The sequence below is a fragment of the Chryseobacterium sp. Marseille-Q3244 genome (assembly GCF_940807095.1).
In the GTDB taxonomy this organism is placed as follows: domain Bacteria; phylum Bacteroidota; class Bacteroidia; order Flavobacteriales; family Weeksellaceae; genus Chryseobacterium.
In genome coordinates this window covers 95,983-116,047 of sequence record NZ_CALNWX010000002.1, presented here as the reverse complement: position 1 = coordinate 116,047, position 20,065 = coordinate 95,983, and the positions used below count along the sequence as shown (strand labels likewise).

The window sequence follows — 20,065 nt, the reverse complement described above, 5'->3', positions numbered from 1 at the left end:
CTTTGAATTTTCACCACTTCTCCACTGGAGGGGAATGATTATACTTATAGTTGTCATGGTTGTAGCTTTTACCCTACTGTATCGTTTGTTTTTATGGTTCAGTTTGGTTCAAAGGAATTCCTACTGCTATAAGGATTGGACATAATATTTCTGTGATATACTCCTCTTGTCTTCTGTCAGAAGCTTTTGAGCCTGAAAAATAATTGCTGATTCTGTAGTTTTTCACAAACTGATTGCGTTTCTTTCCGATGGAATAGTAATATCCTCCTGTTTCATCATTGATAAAATAAGTCATTTCATCAAAAGTCATGATCTTTTTGGAGAGAATCAATTTTCTATAAATGCACTTTTCAGATTTGTCAAAAATATATTTTACAGGAACTCTGAAAAACAGATCAAACAGGAAATAGATCATATAAACACTCCATATCACCAGAGCAATTTTAAACTGGTCTGTAAACAGCTTTTCCGTAAAGTAATAGATAATTACAAAAAGAGCAATAATTCCCAATGCCAGCCACCAAATCAAAGTACGAAGGAAGCTGTAATTGGGCATGATGCTTATTTCACTTCCGTTTTCTTCAAATTTATAACGGTCTATTATGTTCATTGCCCGGCTCATTAATTTTCATGATATCTTCTGTTTCATTTACCATCTTTTGTATTCCTTTTTGTGTCAAAGCTTGTCCGATAGTCAAATGCTTCTCTTTTCCGTCAACTTCAAAGTAAATAGACAACACTACATTGGTGGTAATAAAACCCATATATTTTGTGGCCAAAACATGAAAATTGGTAAAATCTTTTATATCATAAGTTCTGGCAGGAACAAAAATGGTATGCTTACCCGTAATTGTTTTCCGGTCCATATCAATGACCAACTTTTTGGTAAAAAAGTTAATAGCAATAAGTACTACCAATGCAATAAGAATAAGGCTGAGAGCTCTTACATCTTTAAAGATCAATCCTGCTATTATTAAAAAGAAAAGACATAAAACAGATACAAAAACCGGTTGATTTTTAAAAATATATTGGTTCCCTTCCTGTTTGTAAAATTTATACGAATTCATAATAAGTTATTTATATATATTTGATTTAGGTGTTATTGAGATTAATCTGATTAGGATTAATAGTATTCTACAGTTTATTTTAGAATATTGAAAGTAGCATGAATAGAAAAAAGAACAAATCATCAGCTTATTATTATGATAAGACCTGCCTGAGACAATTATTTATTTTACTTCATTTTCTTTTTTTTAAATGGGCGGTAAAATTACCTTTATCTTGTTAAATCAGGGTATTATATTTGTGAAAGGTCTAGCCAGTTTCATGATTATAGCTAGTCTTTTTGCATAACAATCCCGGACAGAAATTAATAATGTTCATCATAACAGATCTGGAGCTATTTGTTTATCAGTCTACCAATTGTTGTAGGGTCCGGCAACAATACTTGTATTCATTTCAAGATCATCAGTATCCTTGCTTCATTTCCTTACTTTTTTCATCTATTGAATTGACACAAAAAGGAGGCATTTCATTATCGGTTCCGTTCCACGAAAGTTTTACTCTCATTTTTCCGAGTTTCCATATCCTATTTGGACTGCTTTATGTAAATTCGATACATATTGTATGAGGATACGATTTATGTACAATAAAAAAATAATACTTTTTTTAACTCTCCCTTTTCTGGTTTCTTTTTTTCCTTATCAAACAATACTTTATACTATTTTTTGATTTTCCACAATACCATTAAATCATTCTCAAATTTAATGGTATAAATATGTACAATGGCTTTAATTACTGTACATATTACAGAAATCCATCTTAAAATCTACAAGTAAATTACAAGTATTATCACCTTAAAGTGATCTAATTATTTTATAGTTTTGAAACATCGACGTTGATACCTATTCTGTATTTAAGTTGTATGTGTACAGTACAAATTGAATAATAGAATAAACTACCCAATGTCAGGGGTTGTATGACAAACCATTTTATTTAACAACCAAAAAAACAATCAAAAATGAAAAAATTAATTGGCATGAAGAGAAACTTCTCTTCTTTAGAAAACAAAAAGATCAACAGAAATGATTTAAAAGCTGTTCAGGGAGCCAATAGCTACGACATTTCAGAAAACGCAACATGCTATGACAAAAAAACTTATAATGACAAGTGTGTACTTATAAATACATTATATATAGGTGATAATTGTGGCGGATTGTAATATTATAGAGGGTTTATCCCTCTATTTTTTTCAATACAAAAAATGATAGAATACTACTTTTTTCATTCGCTTAAATTAACACTCAGCACAATCATGAAAAATCATAATTACAGCTTATTTTCATCCCTATTATTAACTTCCATTTTTCTATTAATTTCTTGTAAAAACAGAGACCTTAATTATATAGATTATTATAATAAAGTGTATACTATTGACAGTATCCATAGAGTAAATAAAGATACCCTGGCTACCATTAAACAGTACAAGAAATTATTCAGGCAATATCCACCGGTCCAGAATGAGAGAATTACCGAATATGAAGTTTACATCAAAATGGCGGACAAATATCATCAGGATTTTGGCGGCGTAAAAAGTCTGGATAAGCTATTAGCACAAACAGCCCCTTATTGGCAGCCTGACCGCGATTTTTATCAGCTATATAAAAGACATGGAATAGACAGTCTACAGGTAGAAAAAAAATTTCAACGATGGAGAAAGGGACTTAATCAAGTTTTGGTAGACTCATTCAGTATTGCTTTTACAAGAGATCAGCATAACAGAAATATCAAAGAGATTGTTGAAATGAATGATAAAAAAAATGCAGAACTTTTACTATGGACTTTTAAAAATTATGGATATCCGTCTTTGCAAAAAAAAGGACATCTGGGAAGAGATGGCCAGCTAATGGCGATGGGAACTATGCTTAACCACATGGCCTATACGAAGTACTATGAATATTTCAAAGCTAAATTACTTGAATATGTAAAATCCGGAGAGTGCACTCCAAGAGATTATATTGAAATGGTAGACAAATATCAATATGCGAATAAAGGAGCAACAATGTATGGAATATTTATGCGCTTTGATGAGGCTAATCTGAGTGCTGCCGATTCTGCAAGAATTGATAAAAACCGTGCAGCGGTAGGCTTTCCCAGAATGAAAACCTCGATGAAGATTGCCAAAGATTTTTTTGATAAGCTTAAAAAACAAAAATGATTCTCATTATTTCTGAAAATAAAGAAAATACAACCAATGAAGTGATCAAATATCTTCTTGCTATGAATAAGAAGTTCATTCGAGTACACGAAGATGAAATTTTTGAAATTAAAACCGATCAAAAAAGACTTTTTCTGGTAAGTGAAAGAAATAGATTTTGCATTGATGATATAAACAGTGTATGGTACAGAACCGGAGGGTTGACATTCAGGCGGCTGCGCTATGACAATGAATCTATTAATCTTAATATGAATGAATATCAACATTGGCTGGAAGATTATGTGAGAAAAACCTTAGAATCTAAAAGACATATTAATAAAGAAAGCAATAGTGATGTCAACAAACTCCTGGTATTGGAAAAGGCAAAAAAGGTTGGTTTGGATGTCCCTGATTATTTCCTGGCTGATAATACCGATGAAGTAGAGCTCAACAAAACAATCATCAAAACCATTGGTGGAAATCCCAGGGCTGAAAATATTACTGAAAATGTCACCGGGATGATGTATACTTCAATTGTAACGGAACCTCAGAAAGGTAATTTCTTTATTACTTTTTTTCAGGAAAAAATTGAAAAAGATTTCGAGATCAGGAGCTTTTATCTGAATGGAAAAGTATGGTCAACGGCCATCTTTTCACAAAATGATGAGCGGACCAAAATTGATTTCAGAAAATATAACCATACAAAACCCAACAGAAATGTTCCTTATAATCTGCCCAAAAGTATTGAAGACAAAATTCATTTACTGATGCTGTCGCTGGACCTCAACAGTGGTTCATTGGATCTTATTAAGAGCAAGGATAAATTTTATTTTTTAGAAGTGAATGCCATAGGCCAGTTTCTTGGACATTCAGTGCTCTGTAATTATTCATTAGAAAAAGAAATTGCTGACTATTTATGAAAAAGAATTTTACTCCCAAAGAAAAACACCCGCTTCCTCTCATTTATAACTATATGGAAATGATACACAACAAAGAAAGCAGGAAACTTACTGTCAATACCACTATGAACAGTAAAAAATATCAGACTGATTTCTATGCAAAATCAAAACCTTACAAATTCCTGGTAAGATTCTTATGAGATATTTTAATATATTCAGTACCATTTTTATTACGAAGGGAGTCAATAGAATATTGATTTCTGACCTTCAGAGGAACACCTCTGAGCTCTATCCATTAGAATTTTATGACCTGATGGAAGAATTAAAAAAGAAATCTATTGAAGAAATCCTGGAAATGTATGATAAAGAATCTCAGGATATTGTTCAGGAATATTTAGAAATTCTTTTAGAAAATGAATATGGATTTATTACACAGAATGATTGGGATTGGAATTTTCCTGCCTTATCTTATGAATACAGTGAGCCAAATCGTATCAATGACCTCTTTATCGAAATTGCGGAGATCAGCCTTTTAAATAGGTTAAGAAACGCTGTAGAGAATCTTGAGATCAGACACTTGGTAATCTACAGTTCAAGATCGTTAACAGTAGAGGAATTTATAAGTATAGATCACATCTTCACCTCATCCGTACTTATGGGAATAGAAATCATTTCTCCTTTTCATGCAGCAATAGATCAATCATACATACAGAAACTGAACCATGAAACGGAAAGAATTTATAGTCTCATTTTCTATCAGTGTCCTCAGAAACCTTTCAAAATAAAAGATGAATTCAAATTCAGCCTGAACTTTGTAAAAGAACATCTAAAAATATCATCCTGTGGAAAGGTAGATATGAAGTATTTCAATACCAATCTTCCCAAAGTACTGGAAGCTATCAATCATAATTCCTGCCTGTATAAAAAGATCAGTATAGACATTGAAGGCAACATTAAAAATTGCCCTTTAATGCCGGAAAGCTTTGGAAAAATTCAAAACAGAAGTCTTGAAGAAGCTTTAATGCAACCAGGATTCAAGAGATACTGGAATATTACTAAAGACAGTATAGAAGGCTGTAAAGACTGTGAATTCAGGTATATCTGTACAGATTGCAGGGCTTATACTGAACGATCACATTATACTTCAGAAAACATAGATATATCAAAGCCTTTAAAGTGCGGTTATAATCCTTTTACTAATGAATGGAAAGAATGGAGTAAAAATCCACTGAAACAGAAAGCCATCCACCATTATGAAATCCAAGAAGCAAAATAGCTTTTAAACAATGTTTAAAAGCTATTTTTTATGTAGAAATAAGAGGTTTACAACACCCTTATTTAAAAAACTTCCACTTCGGAATAATAGCCAGCATTCCAAAACCTGTAAAAAGGAAAAGATTGGTAACATCTGTATACAGGAAGGTAGACAGATAGTAGTTATGCATAAAGAAATGCAGCACCAATAAAGCCGGGAACATAATAATTCCTACTTTTTTATAAAAGAACATTAGCACCAGACCAATCATCATGAGCGCATCAATTGAAAAGATAACATAAAAATACCATCTTGGGATATCAAGGTATTCATGCTGAAGATATTCATCAACATCTATTCCCAATCCCATTACTGTAAACAACATTAAGGCAGCAAATGCCAATACAAATCCCCATCCTTTCTTCGGATCTTCGTCAAAATAGCTGTATTCTTCCATAGGTACAAAAATAAAGAACTTATGAGAGATTTCATAAGTTCTTTTATAGTTATTCGTTTAAAATTTGAATTAAATAGAGATCGCGTTGATCAGTCTATTTTTGTCACTCAAGAATTCTTCCATAGAAATCATACTTTCAGTTCTCATTACGTCCTGAATGTCGTCAATCTGATAGATAATTCTCTTAGCATCATCCGTATTTTTCGCTCTTACTTTACAGAAAATATTATATTTCCCGGAAATAACGCTAGCTTCTATTACGTTAGGAATAACTGACAATTCTTTCAATACTTCTTGAGTACGGTTTGATTTTGTCAAAAGGATTCCGATGAAAGCTGTAAAATGATAATCCAGCTTACCATAATCGATGCTTAGAGATGATCCCAAAATAATACCTGCATCTTCCATCTTTTTCACTCTTACGTGAATTGTTCCAGCAGAAACATCCATCTGCTTAGCAATTTCTGTAAAAGGCATTCTTGTGTTTTCTACTAAGAAATCAAGAATCTTCTTGTCTATTTCGTCCAGTTGATAGTTCATATTAGTTAAATTACAATTTCTTTAAAAAATCTATGTATTTTTTGCAAATTTACGAAAAATAATTTAACTAAAAAAAATATATCAAACATTAACAATAATTAACACGGATGATAAAAATCATTAAAATATTCCGATTATTTAGCTTTTGATTTTGTAGAATCTGTTTTTATTTCCGTTTTCTCGGCAGATACTTTTTTGTCTTTTTTCTTCTTTTTAAACAAAGAATTAAAGCTTTTACTCCACATAACTCCAACTCCATAGGCTTGATTAGCAGTTCCGTTTGTACTAATCATTCCAATGTTGGTAGGCTTAGAATACCCTCTTACCACTAAAGTACCGTCATTCTTTTTAGATAAATCATATTCTATAGAACCTTCTCCAGAAAGATAATTGTTCTGTGCCCCGGTAGTACTTGCCTCTGTTCTGGATAACGGAATTCCCAATCCGGTCTTGATATTAACTCTAGGTGAAAGCGCAACGCTAACTCCTGCATTAGCCCTGTCCCCAATATTGGAGTTCTGATCACCTTTTACATAGTTCAGGTCAATCTGGAATTCATTACTCATCGTATTAAGAACCGAACCCAGCTGCTTTAGAAGCATGTTATATCCTGAAGATTCGGCAACGTTTCCTACATTCACATCCACTCCACCGGTATTAGACACGTTAAAAGTACTCAACAGAAGGACAGAACCAAACTGAAGAACTTTTTCCCCTTCCTGGCTCATTTTTGCTGCCAGCGTCTCTCTTACCTGACTGGAAACATCCATCGCTGTTACATTCAATTCTACCTTAGGATCTACCAGAGATTCCGTAATATTAGCTTGTAATAAAATACTTATAGGCTGCAGTTTTCCCATACTCAGGTATTCTCCTGCATTGGAAACCATTCTTACATAATTGGCTGTAATATCCAGTGCCGGCTTCATCGCATCACCATCCCATCTGATGCTGCTGTTTTTCTGGATCTGGAAGGTTTTATTAAGAATTGCTTTAGAAACAAATGTTCCGTTGTCTACCTTATAGGTCCCACTCATGGCAATATTTCCCTGTCTGTTCATGTGGAATCTCAGCGGATCTGCAGCTCCTTTTACGGTAATGCTTCCCACATCGTCACCAATAAGCACATTTACTGTGGTTCCTTTATCTACAGCCAAATTGAAATCAATATTCATATTGGCACCGGTCTTTTTCTTTTCTTCCAGTGTTACCAATCCATCTTTTCCTTCTTTCAGGAACCTCAGCATCTTAAACTCTTCAACATTTGAAGTAGAAGCTGAATTAAAGGTGAAGGTACTTCCGTTAAGCGCCTTCATATTAGGCGTGTTTATACTCAACCCGGAGACAGGACCAGAGACATATAAATCACCTTGTCCGTAAACTCTTCCCCAAAACAGGTCAGAATCTTTTTGAGTAGAATTCAATACCAAAAGATTATCTGCTCTCATGATCAGGTCAATCCCCATTGAAGATAGTGTTTCAAATCGAATCGCTCCGGAAATGTTTCCTTTGGAATTGGATCTGCCATCATGTACTTCAATATTGTTGAGAATGGCAAGTCCTTTACTTAATTGGATCACGTTATCATCAAATGAATAGTCTACTCCTGTAAACAGAAGTTTTAAACCGAAATCTTTTAAGGCAATATCACCACTATAATCAAGGTTATTAAGCTTTCCGTTAATCTTAAGATCACCTGTTGCTTTTCCTCTGAGGTTTCCAAAAATACTCTGAACAAACTGCTGGGTAAATGACAGGTCAAAATCACGCATTTCCGCTGTCAGATCAATATCCGGTGAAGCTGTATTATTATTAACAGTACCTGTAAGGTTTAAACTGTTGTTTCCTAAAACTCCTGCAGAATGAACCTTTACATCAATATCGTATACGTTCAATGAAAACCCGTTGGTCGCTGAAATGGAAATTGCTCCCATATCATTCCCATTCATTTTAATATCATCTATATTAAGATCTACCAGAGGCTGTAAAGTACTTTTATCCATCTTGATCTTTACACTTCCGTTCGCCAGACCTTTTATATCCATGCTATTCCCTCCGGACTGCATTTCCAGCAGTTTTTCTATCGAGAAATCAGTGATATCAGCATCTACATAAAAATCCTTGATAGATTTAAATTCAGCTTCTTTTATAAATAAAGCACTCTTATCAGAATAAACCCTCAGATTCCTGATTTCAAAATCTCCGGTTGCCTTCCTGTAGGTAATGGAATGGTTCAGCTCAGGACTTGTATCAATAGCCCAGGAAACTTCATTAAACTTAACTTCAGTAGGTTCAAATCTGAAAACATAATCACCTGCTGCATCCGTAGACTGATCTACATTAATAGCATATTCTTTAAGCTTTTCATTGATTTCATCATCCGGGCTTCCATGTTTGAACACCGTAGCAAGATGCAGGGTATTTCCGTTTTCATTATTCCCTTTAAGCTCAAAATCTTTAATGATATTTTTATTGTATTCTAATCTATTGATTCTGGCATACACCTGTTGAGCAAGGTTTGCAGTATTGATTCTTACTTTAACACTGTCTACCATTGCACTATCTTTGCTGAGATTCTTTCTATTGTTGACCTGATAATCAGGATTAGAAGAAGCTAATGCTTTGTCAGCATCAGTAATTTCCTCTTCTTTGGTCATAATATATTTCAGAGCAGTTGCGTCCAGATTCAGGATAAGATTATTTGAGTCTCCATCATATTCTCCTTCCACCATTGCTCCGTTAGGCAGCTTCAGATCTGGCAAGAAGTAATTAACCAATCCTTGCTGAACATCAAATTTCATGGCAAAATTCTGACCTCTATATAATTTTCTTGGAGGTGGTCCTACAAGAATTCTGCCTACTCCATTCTCTACCATTCCTACAAGATCCGCCAGATTATATTTACCCGAAATTTTTCCGTTAGCAGCTCCAGGTGCATCCACATCAATAACACGCCCTCCGGCTTCAACAAATGTCTTTAATTTCGCTGTCGGAATATTGTATTTCTGTGTAGCAGTAGCAAAGTAAAGATTATTGGCATTAACGTCTAACGTAAGATCATTAATGGATGACATAGACATTTTACCTTCTACCTGCCCACTTACAATCTGGCTGCCAGGTTTATTGGTAAAATAATTCATGTTCAACTGGGTAACATCCGCATTCACATCCATTGCAATTTTAGAGGTACTGAAATCTATTAACCCTTTGATGGTTGCTTTTGCCTGTTCATCATTAACCGTAATCAGTCCATTGTATTTTTTGTGATCCAATAATCCATCCAAATAGAGATTATTGATGACCTTATCCATAATCTCAATGCTGGTAATCTGAGATTTGGTGGTGAGACGCATTGTATTTACATCAAAGCTCTGCCCATTGAGGTCAAAATTACCGGAAATCAATCCAACTGACTTATTCTTAGTAATCACAGAAGTATTAAGGTCTTTTACCTCAAGACGACCTGAATACTTAGGCATTGCTGTACTGTACCCTGTTAAAGAGAGTTTAGAAATTTTCGCCTGGCCTATTCCTGTCATTAAATTTCCACTCTCAACATAGACTTGATCTGGATTTACTTTAGCCGTTCCGTTATACTTCAGCTTTCCAAAATCATCTGCAAAATTCTTCATCTTGCTGGAGATGAATGTAGGCATCATTGCCTTCAAATCTTTATAAGTAAAATCTGTAGAAAGATCTTTTGTTTCAATAGAAAAGTGACCGTTTAATAAATTATCCACCTTCATCGTTTTGGTGGCAATATTCACATCAGGATTTCTGATCAGAAAGTTCTCTAAATGAAATTTATTTAAAGGACCCGTCATTTGTCCTGAAAGATTAAACGGTTTGATATTATCCCAGTTGGTTACGAAATAGCTGATATCATATCCGCTCACCTGACTTCCCTGGTTAATATTCATATCCCAGCGAACTTTATCTGCAAAATCTGCCCATGAGCCATCATGAAGATTAAATTTTATATCTCCCTGCAATAAAGTATGGTCTGTATTTAAAGTAAGGTCTTTTAACGACAAAAACTGCTTGGTTAAAGACAGTTCTGTTGAAAAGGTATCTACAATATGAGATTTTCCCCATCTGGAGGTTACGAAAGACATATTATTAATAAGCGCTGTAATATTAGGACCAACGACCTTAACATTGGGTGCTTTTAAATTAAATTTTGTTGCAGTAAGCCATTTCCCATGATCTCCATCAGAGTTTTCATTAACAATAGATACTTTAGAATCTATGATCTGTACTCTTGAATTAAGTTGAAAAGGAGGTTTTTTAGGATCTCTTTTCTTTCCATCATCAAATAATTCTGTGAATCGGACAAAGTTGGAGATACTGTCTCCTTTATAGGTAATGACCTTTATCTCTGCATTCACCAGCGTAAGGGAATTAAAGCTTAGGGAATTACTTTTTCCTGAAATGGCATTTGCAGCAAGAGAAAGCCAATCTGAATCGGCACGAAATTCACGGGCCTGTATAAAATCCAAGCCTTTATAATCTTTTACTTTTAACCCTTTTATGGTAACATCTCCAAAATAGTTTACATCTACACTTTCGGTAGAAAATCCGGATTTAAAGTCATTATTCACAAGCTTCAAAGCCTGATCTGCTGCCCATTGCTTGGTAACCGGAAGATTGATGGTAATAAGTACTCCTCCAGCAAGAACAATACCTAGCCAAAAAAGAATAAGAAGAAGCTTTGCCCACCAGGTATAGCTGGTGACATCTTTTATAGCCTGTTTACCAAACTCTTCAGCAGTTTCTACAGGGTGATTGATAGCATCTGAAGCGAGTTCAGAGGCTTCTTTTACTGTTTCCCGTACTTTCTCCTCTACATTTTCAACAGTCTTCTGTACCTGATCCCCTAGGTTTTCAGCTACTGATTTTTTATTCTCATTCTCGTTATTATTCTCTAACTTTGCCATTATTATGAGCGACTCTATAATTTTAGGTATTGAATCGTCTTGCGACGACACCTCAGCAGCTATCATCAAGGGGAATTCTATTCTTTCAAATATTGCTGCGAACCAGGCTATCCATAAAGAATATGGAGGCGTGGTTCCTGAATTGGCTTCGCGAGCCCATCAACAAAATATAATCCCCGTTGTTGAAAAATCTTTTACCAAAGCAAATATACAACAAAATGCAATCTCTGCTATAGGATTTACACGCGGCCCCGGACTTTTGGGATCACTTCTTGTAGGAACTTCATTTGCTAAATCTCTGGCAATGAGTCTTAATGTTCCATTAATTGAAGTTAATCACCTTCAAGCTCACATTTTGGCCCATTTCATCGAGGATGCAAATCCTGTGCCGCCTACTTTCCCTTTTCTATGCCTTACCGTAAGTGGTGGTCATACCATGATTGTATTGGTAAAGGACTATTTTGATATGGAAATTATCGGAAAAACAACGGATGATGCTGCCGGAGAGGCCTTTGATAAAATTGGAAAAATCTTCGATCTGGATTATCCGGCGGGGCCAATTATCGACAGGCTTGCCAAAGAAGGAAATCCCGATGCTTTTAAGTTCAATAAACCAAAGTTGGAGAACTACGACTACTCTTTCAGTGGTATTAAAACATCCGTTTTATATTTCATTCAGAAAGAAGTTAGAAAAAATCCGGATTTCATTAAGGAAAACCTTAACGATCTTTGTGCTTCCGTACAAAAATGTATTATTGAGATCCTAATGAATAAGCTTGAAAAAGCAGCTAAAGATCTTGATGTAAAAGATGTGGCCATTGCAGGTGGAGTTTCTGCCAATTCTGCATTAAGGAAGGCTATGGAAGACAACAAAGAAAAATTAGGCTGGAATATCTATATTCCAAAGTTTGAATATACCACCGATAATGCAGCGATGATTGCCATGGTAGCACAACTGAAGTTTGAAAGAGGTGAGTTTACTGATCTGAGAACTTCTGCTACTGCAAAATATGACTTATGAAAATACTCTTAGAAGAAAAAATACTGGGAACACATTCTAAAAAGAACTCAAAATATTATTGGGTATTAGAAACCGTTACAGGAAAAAATGAAGATTCGGAAGATGCTAATGACTATTTTCCGTCAAGCTCTGAAACAGGATACATCCAGGATGTAAAAGAGGAAATTCTTGAGAAAATCAATTCCGAAAACCTTTTTAGTTTTCCTTATACTCCCAAGGAAGGTGATTATTTATCTATAAAAAATAACTTAAGGAAACAGGAATATTTAAATCTGATTTTCATTAACAATAAATGGATAGAAGAAATATACCTGTGCAGTTACCGTGAATGTGATACGGATATTTACACGACCATAAAAACAGGTGTCGCATTCTTAACTCAGGATATATGAAATTATTTTACGGAGAAATAACAGGTAATACAGTCATCATCAACGACGAGGAACAGCAGCATATTGTAAAAGTTCTTCGAATGAAAGAGGGTGAAGATATCCATGTAACAGATGGAAAAGGAGCACTGGCTTCAGGAAAACTGTTTATAGAAGGAAAAAAAGCAGGTATTGAGGTTTCAGAAATCAAAAATAACCTTCCGGATTTCACTCCTAAACTTCATATTGCTATTGCTCCTACAAAGAATATTGACCGTATAGAATTTTTTGTAGAAAAAGCTGTAGAAATGGGAATCTCAGAAATCAGCATTATTGCTACAGAAAAAACAGAGCGTAAAAATATTAATATTGATAAGATCAGAAAACAGGCTGTTGCTGCCTCAAAACAAAGTTTGAGATTTCATTTTCCCATTATTAATGATACTGTAAAGCTGAGCGATTTTTTAAAAGACATTCATCCTGAAAACACTTTTGTGGCGCACTGTCATGAAAATCTGGAAAGAATGGAACTTAAAAGTATTCCAAAAATGGAAAAGATTACTTTCCTAATTGGTCCTGAAGGGGATTTTTCTGAAAAGGAAATTGAATTTTTGGCTGAACATAAGATCAAAGCGGTTTCATTAGGAAATCAAAGGTTGAGAACTGAAACTGCAGGCGTATTTGTAGCCGCGTGGAATTATTACAATATGATATAGGTTTATAGTGCCATTGGCTTATATAATTTTATGCTCACTGTCATTCTGACGAAGGAAGAATCTCATTAAAAACTTTGATTCTTCATTCCACTTCGTTACATTCAGAATGACACAACAAGTTTGATTTTAAACTAGATATCATTTAAAATATAAATAATAGATTCCTAATCTATATCTATAAAAAAGGAGGTTTTAAACACCTCCTTTTTTATATTCCGAATTGATTATTTCCAATCAATATTATTTTCTTTCAGGTATTTCTCAAAGATCTGCTGCCCGCTTCTTATAGAGTTTACTGTCCAAAGGATTTTCATTCTTAGCAGCTTTTCTTCATCTAATTTATAATCAATACCAGATTTTATCAGTTTTTGCTTCAGTTCATACACACAAATGGAAGCCGCTACGGAAACATTAAAACTCCTTGTAAAACCATACATTGGTATCGCCAGTGTTTCATCTGCGAAATCCAGAATCTCCTGCGAAACGCCTTCCATTTCCGTTCCGAATACCAACGCTATAGGTTCTGTAATCTCATATTCAGGAAGCATTTTAGCATTATTTTCCAGTGATACTACTACAATTTTGTAGCCTCTGTCTTTAATTTCCTGAAAGGATTGCCTATTTCGGGGAAGTTTTTCCACTTCAACCCAAGTATCTGCCCCTTTGGTTACCCGAAGATTAGGTTCAAAACTATATTCTTCCTGCAAAGCCACTACTTTATGAAAACCACAAGCTTCTACAGAACGTACAATGGCAGCGGCATTCCGAAACTGATAGATATCTTCTACCACCGGAAGTACAAAGTCTGAACTTTCCTGAGAAAAGTGTTCAATTTTCGCGAATCTTTCTTCTGTTAAAAACTGTTTTAAATATTCATAAGTTTGTGCTAAATCGTTCATCTGCATTTAGTTATTTTTTTCAATAGCCTTATATAACGCATGGAATTCATCTTATTCTGATAAAATTTGATGATAAGCGTTTCATTCATTTTCAAATCTTTGCAAATTAACGTAATTTTGGGCTATGATCCTTAACCGGGGTTAAATTCTTAATTAAAAATAATACATGAAGCGAAAAGTCCTACTCATCTATACTGGAGGAACCATCGGTATGGAAAAAGATTATGAAACCGGAAGCCTGCGTGCCTTTGATTTTGGCAATATCTTCGAAAAGATGCCTGAAATGAAGCTTATGGAATGTGAAGTTTTTGTACATCCTTTTGCCAAACCACTGGACTCTTCGGACATGGGACCTGCAGAATGGAGGGTCATTGCCAACTACATTCTTGAGAACTACAATGATTATGATGGATTCCTGATTCTTCACGGGACAGACACTATGTCTTATACTGCTTCAGCATTAAGTTTCATGTTAAAAGGATTAAGAAAGCCTGTGATTATGACCGGTTCACAATTGCCTATTGGTGATCTGAGAACCGATGCGAAAGAAAATCTTCTGACAAGTCTTTATTATGCCAGTTTGTATGAAAATGACGAAGCAGTCATTCAGGAGGTTGCCATCTATTTTGAATATAAACTCTTACGAGGAAACAGAACATTAAAGTATTCTGCGGAATATTTTGATGCGTATGCAAGTCCGAACTATCCTATTCTTGGGCAGTCCGGGGTTCATTTAAATATCATCAAAGACAATCTTTTTCGTTGCAATCCGGAAGTTGAGTTTCATGTTGACGAGCATATCTCTGAAGATGTTCTGTTCTGGAGAATTTTCCCAGGAATGCATTTGAGCCACTTTAAGGAAATTCCTAAAATGAAGGTACTAATTCTTCAGGTTTTTGGTTCCGGAACTATTTTCAGTAGTGAAAAGACTCAAGAAACACTGCAGGAGATCAGAAATAACGGTACAGAGATCGTAGTGGTGAGCCAGTGTATTTCCGGAGGTATTTCGTTCGGTAAATATGAGAACAGTAATATCTTCTCAAGAATCGGAGCCATTAGCGGAAGAGATATGACTGCAGAGACTGCCATTACGAAAGCTATGCACCTGATCGACAATCCTAATTACTCCGGAAGTTTCGCAGACAACTTTACCCAAAGCCTTTGCGGAGAAATTACTGATGAAAAAACACATTAAAAATTTGGTAATTAAAGAAAATATCCTATTTTTGCAATCTCAAAAAGAAAGGTGTCCGAGTGGTTGAAGGAGCTACCCTGGAAAGGTAGTATACGGGTAACTGTATCGAGGGTTCGAATCCCTTCCTTTCTGCAAAAAAGAGTCTTAAGTAAAAAACTTAAGACTCTTTTGTTTTATATACAGTGGGTTATTGATAATTCACCTATTAATTTCACACAAAATTTTTCATGATAAAAACCCTATACTTTTAAGAATACAAAAGAGTATGACTTCGTCGCTTATTAAGTGATATGGCTATACATTCGCTTCATAAGAATCAACTTTGTTGATCTATCTTTTCTCCCTAAAATCTATGAAATATGATAGTAAAATTTTGCGTTAAAAAAGTACTATCGGTCTGGATAAATGTTCAGATCACCCCATATTTCTTACCAGTTTAAAAAAATCTTCAGAAAATCAATTTTCCACTCAAATAAGTATTTATACTCAACTATATAATTGGTTGTTTATACTCTACAGCATCTGTTTTGTTCTTTGTTACTTTGGTCTATAAATAACCACAAAAATCAATTTAATATGACATCAACAAGTGTAAATGCCAATTCCTCCGGCCAGCTACAACTGGGAGGCGGAGCACAGTTCTGGGTGTATCTTTCACCTCAACACGATACTGCTAAAATGATTAGCAAATGGAGAGTAACATTTTCACAGGGAACTTGGAGTGATTCTATTTCAAGTGACAATCCAACGAAACAAATTCAGACTCCCAACCTTTCAGGAATTTTCGAGATTAAGGTGGAGTTATTAAGTGGTTCTACCGGTACATGGAGACAAATCCCCCCTCAGACAGGAAGCCACAATGAAATAGGTTGTAATTCCAACTGTGCATCTATGGTAGGAATTGTTGCAGACAGTATCAACCCACCTATCGGTGCTATTAATGCCCATTTCTGGACTACCTGGGATGCGATGTGCAGAACAGGTGCATAAGAATAAAGCAAACTTGCAAAATCAATCATTATAATCAAGTACACTGCGGTATTTTTTAATATCGCAGTTTTTATTTTAAGCTTTTCCCTAAATTAGCAGCATCAATATAATTTAAGTAAAATGTTTACAATACGGACAGCGTTGTCTTTGCTGTTATTTCTGAGTACTTTCCTTTTTCCACAACTTGCAAAAGCCAGTGCTTACTGGATGGAAATTCATGGATCAGGAAAAATAAAAGAAGAGGTTAAAATACAGGTATGTTATGGTTTTATTGACGATCTCAGTGAACGGCACCGTACTACCGGCTCTGAATTTCAAAGAATCAAAGATTTTAGTTTCTTTTTTTTGAATACTAAAGGAGAAAAGTTAACCATTAAGCTGCAGCCAAAGGAAGATCATTGGGAAGGAACCTTCATCCCGGATCACGAAGGAACCTACAGGATCTTTGGAATGAATGACCAACAACCTGTTTTGGTACGTTCTCAGGATCCGAAAGAAAATGTACGGCCTATTGACTTTATGTGTGGGGCTTATCATGTAGGGACTCCATCAGAAAATACCACTCCTCTTCAGTTTATGGATATAAGCCTTCAAGAAAAAAACGGTATTTATACTATTTTCCCTTACCGTAATATGAAACCTTCTGAAAAAGGCACAATGCTTCGGATTTTTAATCCTGAAAACTGGGAAAAGAATATTCCGGTAGATAAGGAGCATAGAGCCATTTTTAAACCAACGATGCCGGGACTTTATGTCATCAGACAGGATTGGCAGGATACTACTCCAGGAATATTTCTGGGAACTTCCTATTCGAAGATAAGATACCGTAATAATTATTGTCTTTGGATTAATTAAGAAGATCGAAGCTATATCAGATACAAAATGTAGTAATGAATAGAATCAAGATAAAAAGTTGAGAAAATCAATATAAATAAAAGTCCCGGATCTATGAATCCGGGACTTTTTTATCATCAATTATTAAAAACTTATTTTAGAATTTCAGTGAAACGCTTCCTAAGAAACGAGCTGGTGCCTGCGGCGTTAAACGCACCGACCAAGCTTTTTCATTAGTGATATTATCAAATTTCAATCCTACTCTATATTTTGGCTGGTCATAGAAAATTCCAAGGTCTAGCATTGTATAAGACGGAATAATGACTTTAGCTGTTTGTGTATTGGTTTGATAGGAAGATGATCCCATATTTCCTCCTCCTCCTATTCCAAGGCCTTTTAATTTTCCTTGCGGAATTCTGTAACTTATCCAGAAATTGAACATGTTTGCCGGACCTGATAATGCTGGTCTTAGCCCATTAACAGAAGGATTGGCATTTGTAAATTTACTATCATTATAAGCATATCCTGCTACGATATTCAATCCATCAAAAGGATTGGCTGTTAATTCTGCTTCAAATCCTTTACTCAATTGAGTTCCATCCTGTATAGAATAGTTGATGTCATCCGGATTGGTTCTCAAAATATTATCAACACGGATATTGTAATAACTCAATGTTCCCACAAGTCTGTGATTGAAAAGATCTCCTTTTACCCCAAATTCCAACTGGTTGGCATATTCAGGCTTAAATGAATTTCCGTTAATATCTACCCCACTTACATTATTGAAACCGTTCATATAGTTTCCAAACAGGGAAACTTTATTTTTCAGTATTTCATATACAAGTCCCAGCTTAGGAGAAAGTGCTGTCTGCGCATAAGGCCCTGCTTGGGTTCCACTGTTACTTAAACCTCCTTTTATCTGACCTGTAGTAATGTCGTAAACACCCTTAAACTGGAATCTGTCTACCCTCAAACTGGTCATTACCATCAACTGATCTGTTACATTGAAGACATTTGATACGTAGGCCGCATAGGTATTGTCACTGTTATTTTCTTTTCTAACAACAGAAGTTGCAGTAAGGGCATCGATTGTATTACGGTTGACTCTAAAATCCGCCGATGGATGAACAAAGTTAAATACCTTTGTATTGGTATGATAACGGTCAAAATGATTAGAATTATTATAGTAATCCAATCCTACAACCATTCTGTTTCTGAAACGTCCAATATGGAAATCTCCGATAAAGTTCTGCTGAATATTCGTTGCGATAAATGAAGTAGTTCCTACCATTACCTGAGCACTTGCGGTAGAATCTGTTTTCCCGTTAATGGCAGAAATATATCCATTGATTGTAGACCTTGCACGGGATATAATCGTCTGGGAGGTCCAGTTTTCTGATACTTTATAATTAAGTTGAGCAAAGATATTCATCATCTGCGTTTCATAAGCAAGATCATCACCCAGGAAATTTTTATAGTAAGAGAACTTCATATCTGCAATAGACTGAGTTTTGTTGCTTCCTGTATAAGGATTAAAGCGCACTACTGAGGTTCCTTTTGCCTGATTAAACTCTACATCCAAAAGAAGCGACATACGATCGTTGATCTGATAAGAAAAACTTGGGGCAATTGCCAGCGAGTTCGTAAACCCTAAGTCCTGAAAGCTTTTTTCAAATGTTCCGGCAGCATTAAGACGGAAAAGTGCTGTTCTGTCTTTATTCACAGGAGTATTTACATCTACTGTCAATCGGTTATAATCCCAGCTTCCGCCAACATATCCCACTTCACCTCCAAACTTATTGTAAGGCTTTTTTGTTACACGGTTATACACACCACCATAGCTGCTAGCCACACTCTTTCCGAATAAAGTAGCAGAAGGTCCTTTTATCGCTTCAATACGCTCTAAGTTGACAGGATCTATCACTGAAAAAGCAGCTCCGGCTACTCCATTTCTTGCATTAGGCTCCGTTTCAAATCCTCTTGAACGGAATGTCACTCTTCCCTGATTCGCAATCATGGGAACTCCGGCTCCCGGTACATTTTTAGAAATACTTCCAAGGTCTACAGCAACCTGTTCCTGAAAAAGTTCCTTAGTGACCGTATTATACACCTGAGGATTTTCCAGGTTCTTTAAAGGCAGTCTTGCAACAAACCCACTTTCTTTCTTAGAAAATCTGTTGACATTTTTCATGATAACCACTTCCTGTATGGCCTGAATATTTTCTTTGGTAAGTTGATAATCCAGTATGGTACTTTCTCCTGCTTTTACCTCAACAGGAATACGTATTTCTTTAGATCCTAAGATTTGTAGTTTTAGGGTATAGGAGCCTGCGTTTATATTGGTAAAACGATAGTATCCCTCATCATCTGTCAGTGTCTGGCGATCTGCTTCCAATAATGAGACGGAGATTGCTCTTAAAGGCTGTCCGTCCACCATATTGACCTTACCGGTTATTCCACCTTGCAGATCCTGCGCATAGAGTTGAGTTAAACTTATTAGGGAAAAGAAGAAAATCAGAAATGGTTTAGACCATTGTACTATCTTATTTGTTAAAACATCATCCTGTTCTGCTTCATGGGCATGGGTTATTGACTTCATCAGAAGTTCACATTCACTTGATCGTATCATTTTTTCAGCCTTATTTAAAATAATTATAAATAAAAATGCAAAATAAAGGATAAACAATTTTTCTCGCAATATTAATTTGAATTATTCTAAATAAAAGATAAAAATCATCATTCTTCTTTTAAAAATATC

General features: G+C 35.2%; 18 protein-coding genes and 1 tRNA gene. 12 read left to right on the top strand and 7 right to left on the bottom strand.

The features are described from left to right. Positions 1-91 precede the first annotated feature (91 nt). Positions 92-610 carry a hypothetical protein gene (locus NBX25_RS03610; protein ID WP_250252888.1) on the bottom strand — a complete coding sequence of 173 codons (519 nt, stop codon included), beginning with the start codon at positions 608-610 and terminating at the stop codon, positions 92-94. Next, positions 588-1,067 carry a hypothetical protein gene (locus NBX25_RS03605; protein ID WP_123908814.1) on the bottom strand — a complete coding sequence of 160 codons (480 nt, stop codon included), beginning with the start codon at positions 1,065-1,067 and terminating at the stop codon, positions 588-590. The genes NBX25_RS03610 and NBX25_RS03605 overlap by 23 nt, the downstream gene beginning before the upstream one ends. Positions 1,068-2,020: 953 nt before the next feature. On the opposite strand from NBX25_RS03605, the gene NBX25_RS03600 reads away from it, so the two are divergent. The 5 genes from NBX25_RS03600 to gwsS all read left to right on the top strand — a co-directional run bounded on the left by NBX25_RS03600 (position 2,021) and on the right by gwsS (position 5,371). Then, entirely contained in the window at positions 2,021-2,221 is a 201-nt protein-coding gene (locus NBX25_RS03600; protein ID WP_250252887.1) for a TIGR04139 family peptide modification target, read from the top strand. A gap of 93 nt (positions 2,222-2,314) precedes the next feature. Further along, on the top strand, positions 2,315-3,217 hold the full coding sequence (locus NBX25_RS03595; protein ID WP_250252886.1) for a hypothetical protein: 903 nt from the start codon (positions 2,315-2,317) through the stop codon (positions 3,215-3,217). Next, positions 3,214-4,116, top strand: coding sequence for a grasp-with-spasm system ATP-grasp peptide maturase (gene gwsG, locus NBX25_RS03590; RefSeq protein WP_250252885.1), 903 nt, complete (start codon positions 3,214-3,216; stop codon positions 4,114-4,116). The genes NBX25_RS03595 and gwsG overlap by 4 nt, the downstream gene beginning before the upstream one ends. Next, a complete protein-coding gene (locus tag NBX25_RS03585) occupies positions 4,113-4,295 on the top strand; it encodes a hypothetical protein (protein ID WP_250252884.1) in 183 nt (60 codons plus the stop codon). Before gwsG ends, NBX25_RS03585 begins: the two co-directional genes overlap by 4 nt. Beyond that, positions 4,292-5,371 carry a grasp-with-spasm system SPASM domain peptide maturase gene (gene gwsS / locus NBX25_RS03580; RefSeq protein WP_250252883.1) on the top strand — a complete coding sequence of 360 codons (1,080 nt, stop codon included), beginning with the start codon at positions 4,292-4,294 and terminating at the stop codon, positions 5,369-5,371. Before NBX25_RS03585 ends, gwsS begins: the two co-directional genes overlap by 4 nt. Before the next feature lie 58 nt (positions 5,372-5,429). Here the strand turns inward: gwsS and NBX25_RS03575 are convergent, their stop codons facing one another. From NBX25_RS03575 to NBX25_RS03565, 3 genes are all read right to left on the bottom strand, one after another. Further along, positions 5,430-5,807: a hypothetical protein gene (locus NBX25_RS03575; protein ID WP_123908820.1), complete on the bottom strand. Its 378-nt coding sequence runs from the start codon at positions 5,805-5,807 to the stop codon at positions 5,430-5,432. Between the two features lie 69 nt (positions 5,808-5,876). Next, entirely contained in the window at positions 5,877-6,347 is a 471-nt protein-coding gene (locus tag NBX25_RS03570) for an Lrp/AsnC family transcriptional regulator (RefSeq protein ID WP_045493567.1), read from the bottom strand. Between the two features lie 134 nt (positions 6,348-6,481). Beyond that, on the bottom strand, positions 6,482-11,284 hold the full coding sequence (locus tag NBX25_RS03565; RefSeq protein ID WP_250252882.1) for a translocation/assembly module TamB domain-containing protein: 4,803 nt from the start codon (positions 11,282-11,284) through the stop codon (positions 6,482-6,484). Positions 11,285-11,288: 4 nt separating this feature from the next. Between NBX25_RS03565 and tsaD the strand changes: the two genes are divergently transcribed. Genes tsaD through NBX25_RS03550 form a run of 3 tightly spaced genes read left to right on the top strand, consistent with a single transcriptional unit; the run spans position 11,289 to position 13,389 of the window. Beyond that, positions 11,289-12,305 carry a tRNA (adenosine(37)-N6)-threonylcarbamoyltransferase complex transferase subunit TsaD gene (gene tsaD, locus NBX25_RS03560; RefSeq protein ID WP_123908822.1) on the top strand — a complete coding sequence of 339 codons (1,017 nt, stop codon included), beginning with the start codon at positions 11,289-11,291 and terminating at the stop codon, positions 12,303-12,305. Beyond that, positions 12,302-12,697: a hypothetical protein gene (locus NBX25_RS03555; protein WP_123908823.1), complete on the top strand. Its 396-nt coding sequence runs from the start codon at positions 12,302-12,304 to the stop codon at positions 12,695-12,697. Before tsaD ends, NBX25_RS03555 begins: the two co-directional genes overlap by 4 nt. Then, positions 12,694-13,389 carry an RsmE family RNA methyltransferase gene (locus NBX25_RS03550; protein WP_250252881.1) on the top strand — a complete coding sequence of 232 codons (696 nt, stop codon included), beginning with the start codon at positions 12,694-12,696 and terminating at the stop codon, positions 13,387-13,389. Before NBX25_RS03555 ends, NBX25_RS03550 begins: the two co-directional genes overlap by 4 nt. Positions 13,390-13,613: 224 nt before the next feature. Here the strand turns inward: NBX25_RS03550 and NBX25_RS03545 are convergent, their stop codons facing one another. Beyond that, complete coding sequence (locus NBX25_RS03545; RefSeq protein WP_502799727.1) at positions 13,614-14,288, bottom strand: TrmH family RNA methyltransferase; 675 nt, start codon at positions 14,286-14,288, stop codon at positions 13,614-13,616. A 166-nt stretch (positions 14,289-14,454) separates the two neighbouring features. Here NBX25_RS03545 and NBX25_RS03540 point away from each other — a divergent pair, with 166 nt between their 5' ends. From NBX25_RS03540 to NBX25_RS03525, 4 genes are all read left to right on the top strand, one after another. Further along, complete coding sequence (locus NBX25_RS03540; RefSeq protein WP_250252879.1) at positions 14,455-15,483, top strand: asparaginase; 1,029 nt, start codon at positions 14,455-14,457, stop codon at positions 15,481-15,483. Between the two features lie 45 nt (positions 15,484-15,528). Then, positions 15,529-15,615: transfer RNA gene (locus NBX25_RS03535), tRNA-Ser, on the top strand. A gap of 444 nt (positions 15,616-16,059) precedes the next feature. Beyond that, positions 16,060-16,473: a hypothetical protein gene (locus NBX25_RS03530; protein WP_123908827.1), complete on the top strand. Its 414-nt coding sequence runs from the start codon at positions 16,060-16,062 to the stop codon at positions 16,471-16,473. Between the two features lie 120 nt (positions 16,474-16,593). Continuing rightward, positions 16,594-17,328 carry a hypothetical protein gene (locus NBX25_RS03525; protein ID WP_250252878.1) on the top strand — a complete coding sequence of 245 codons (735 nt, stop codon included), beginning with the start codon at positions 16,594-16,596 and terminating at the stop codon, positions 17,326-17,328. A gap of 136 nt (positions 17,329-17,464) precedes the next feature. Here the strand turns inward: NBX25_RS03525 and NBX25_RS03520 are convergent, their stop codons facing one another. Further along, positions 17,465-19,936, bottom strand: coding sequence for a TonB-dependent receptor domain-containing protein (locus NBX25_RS03520; RefSeq protein ID WP_250252877.1), 2,472 nt, complete (start codon positions 19,934-19,936; stop codon positions 17,465-17,467). Between the last annotated feature and the right edge of the window lie 129 nt (positions 19,937-20,065).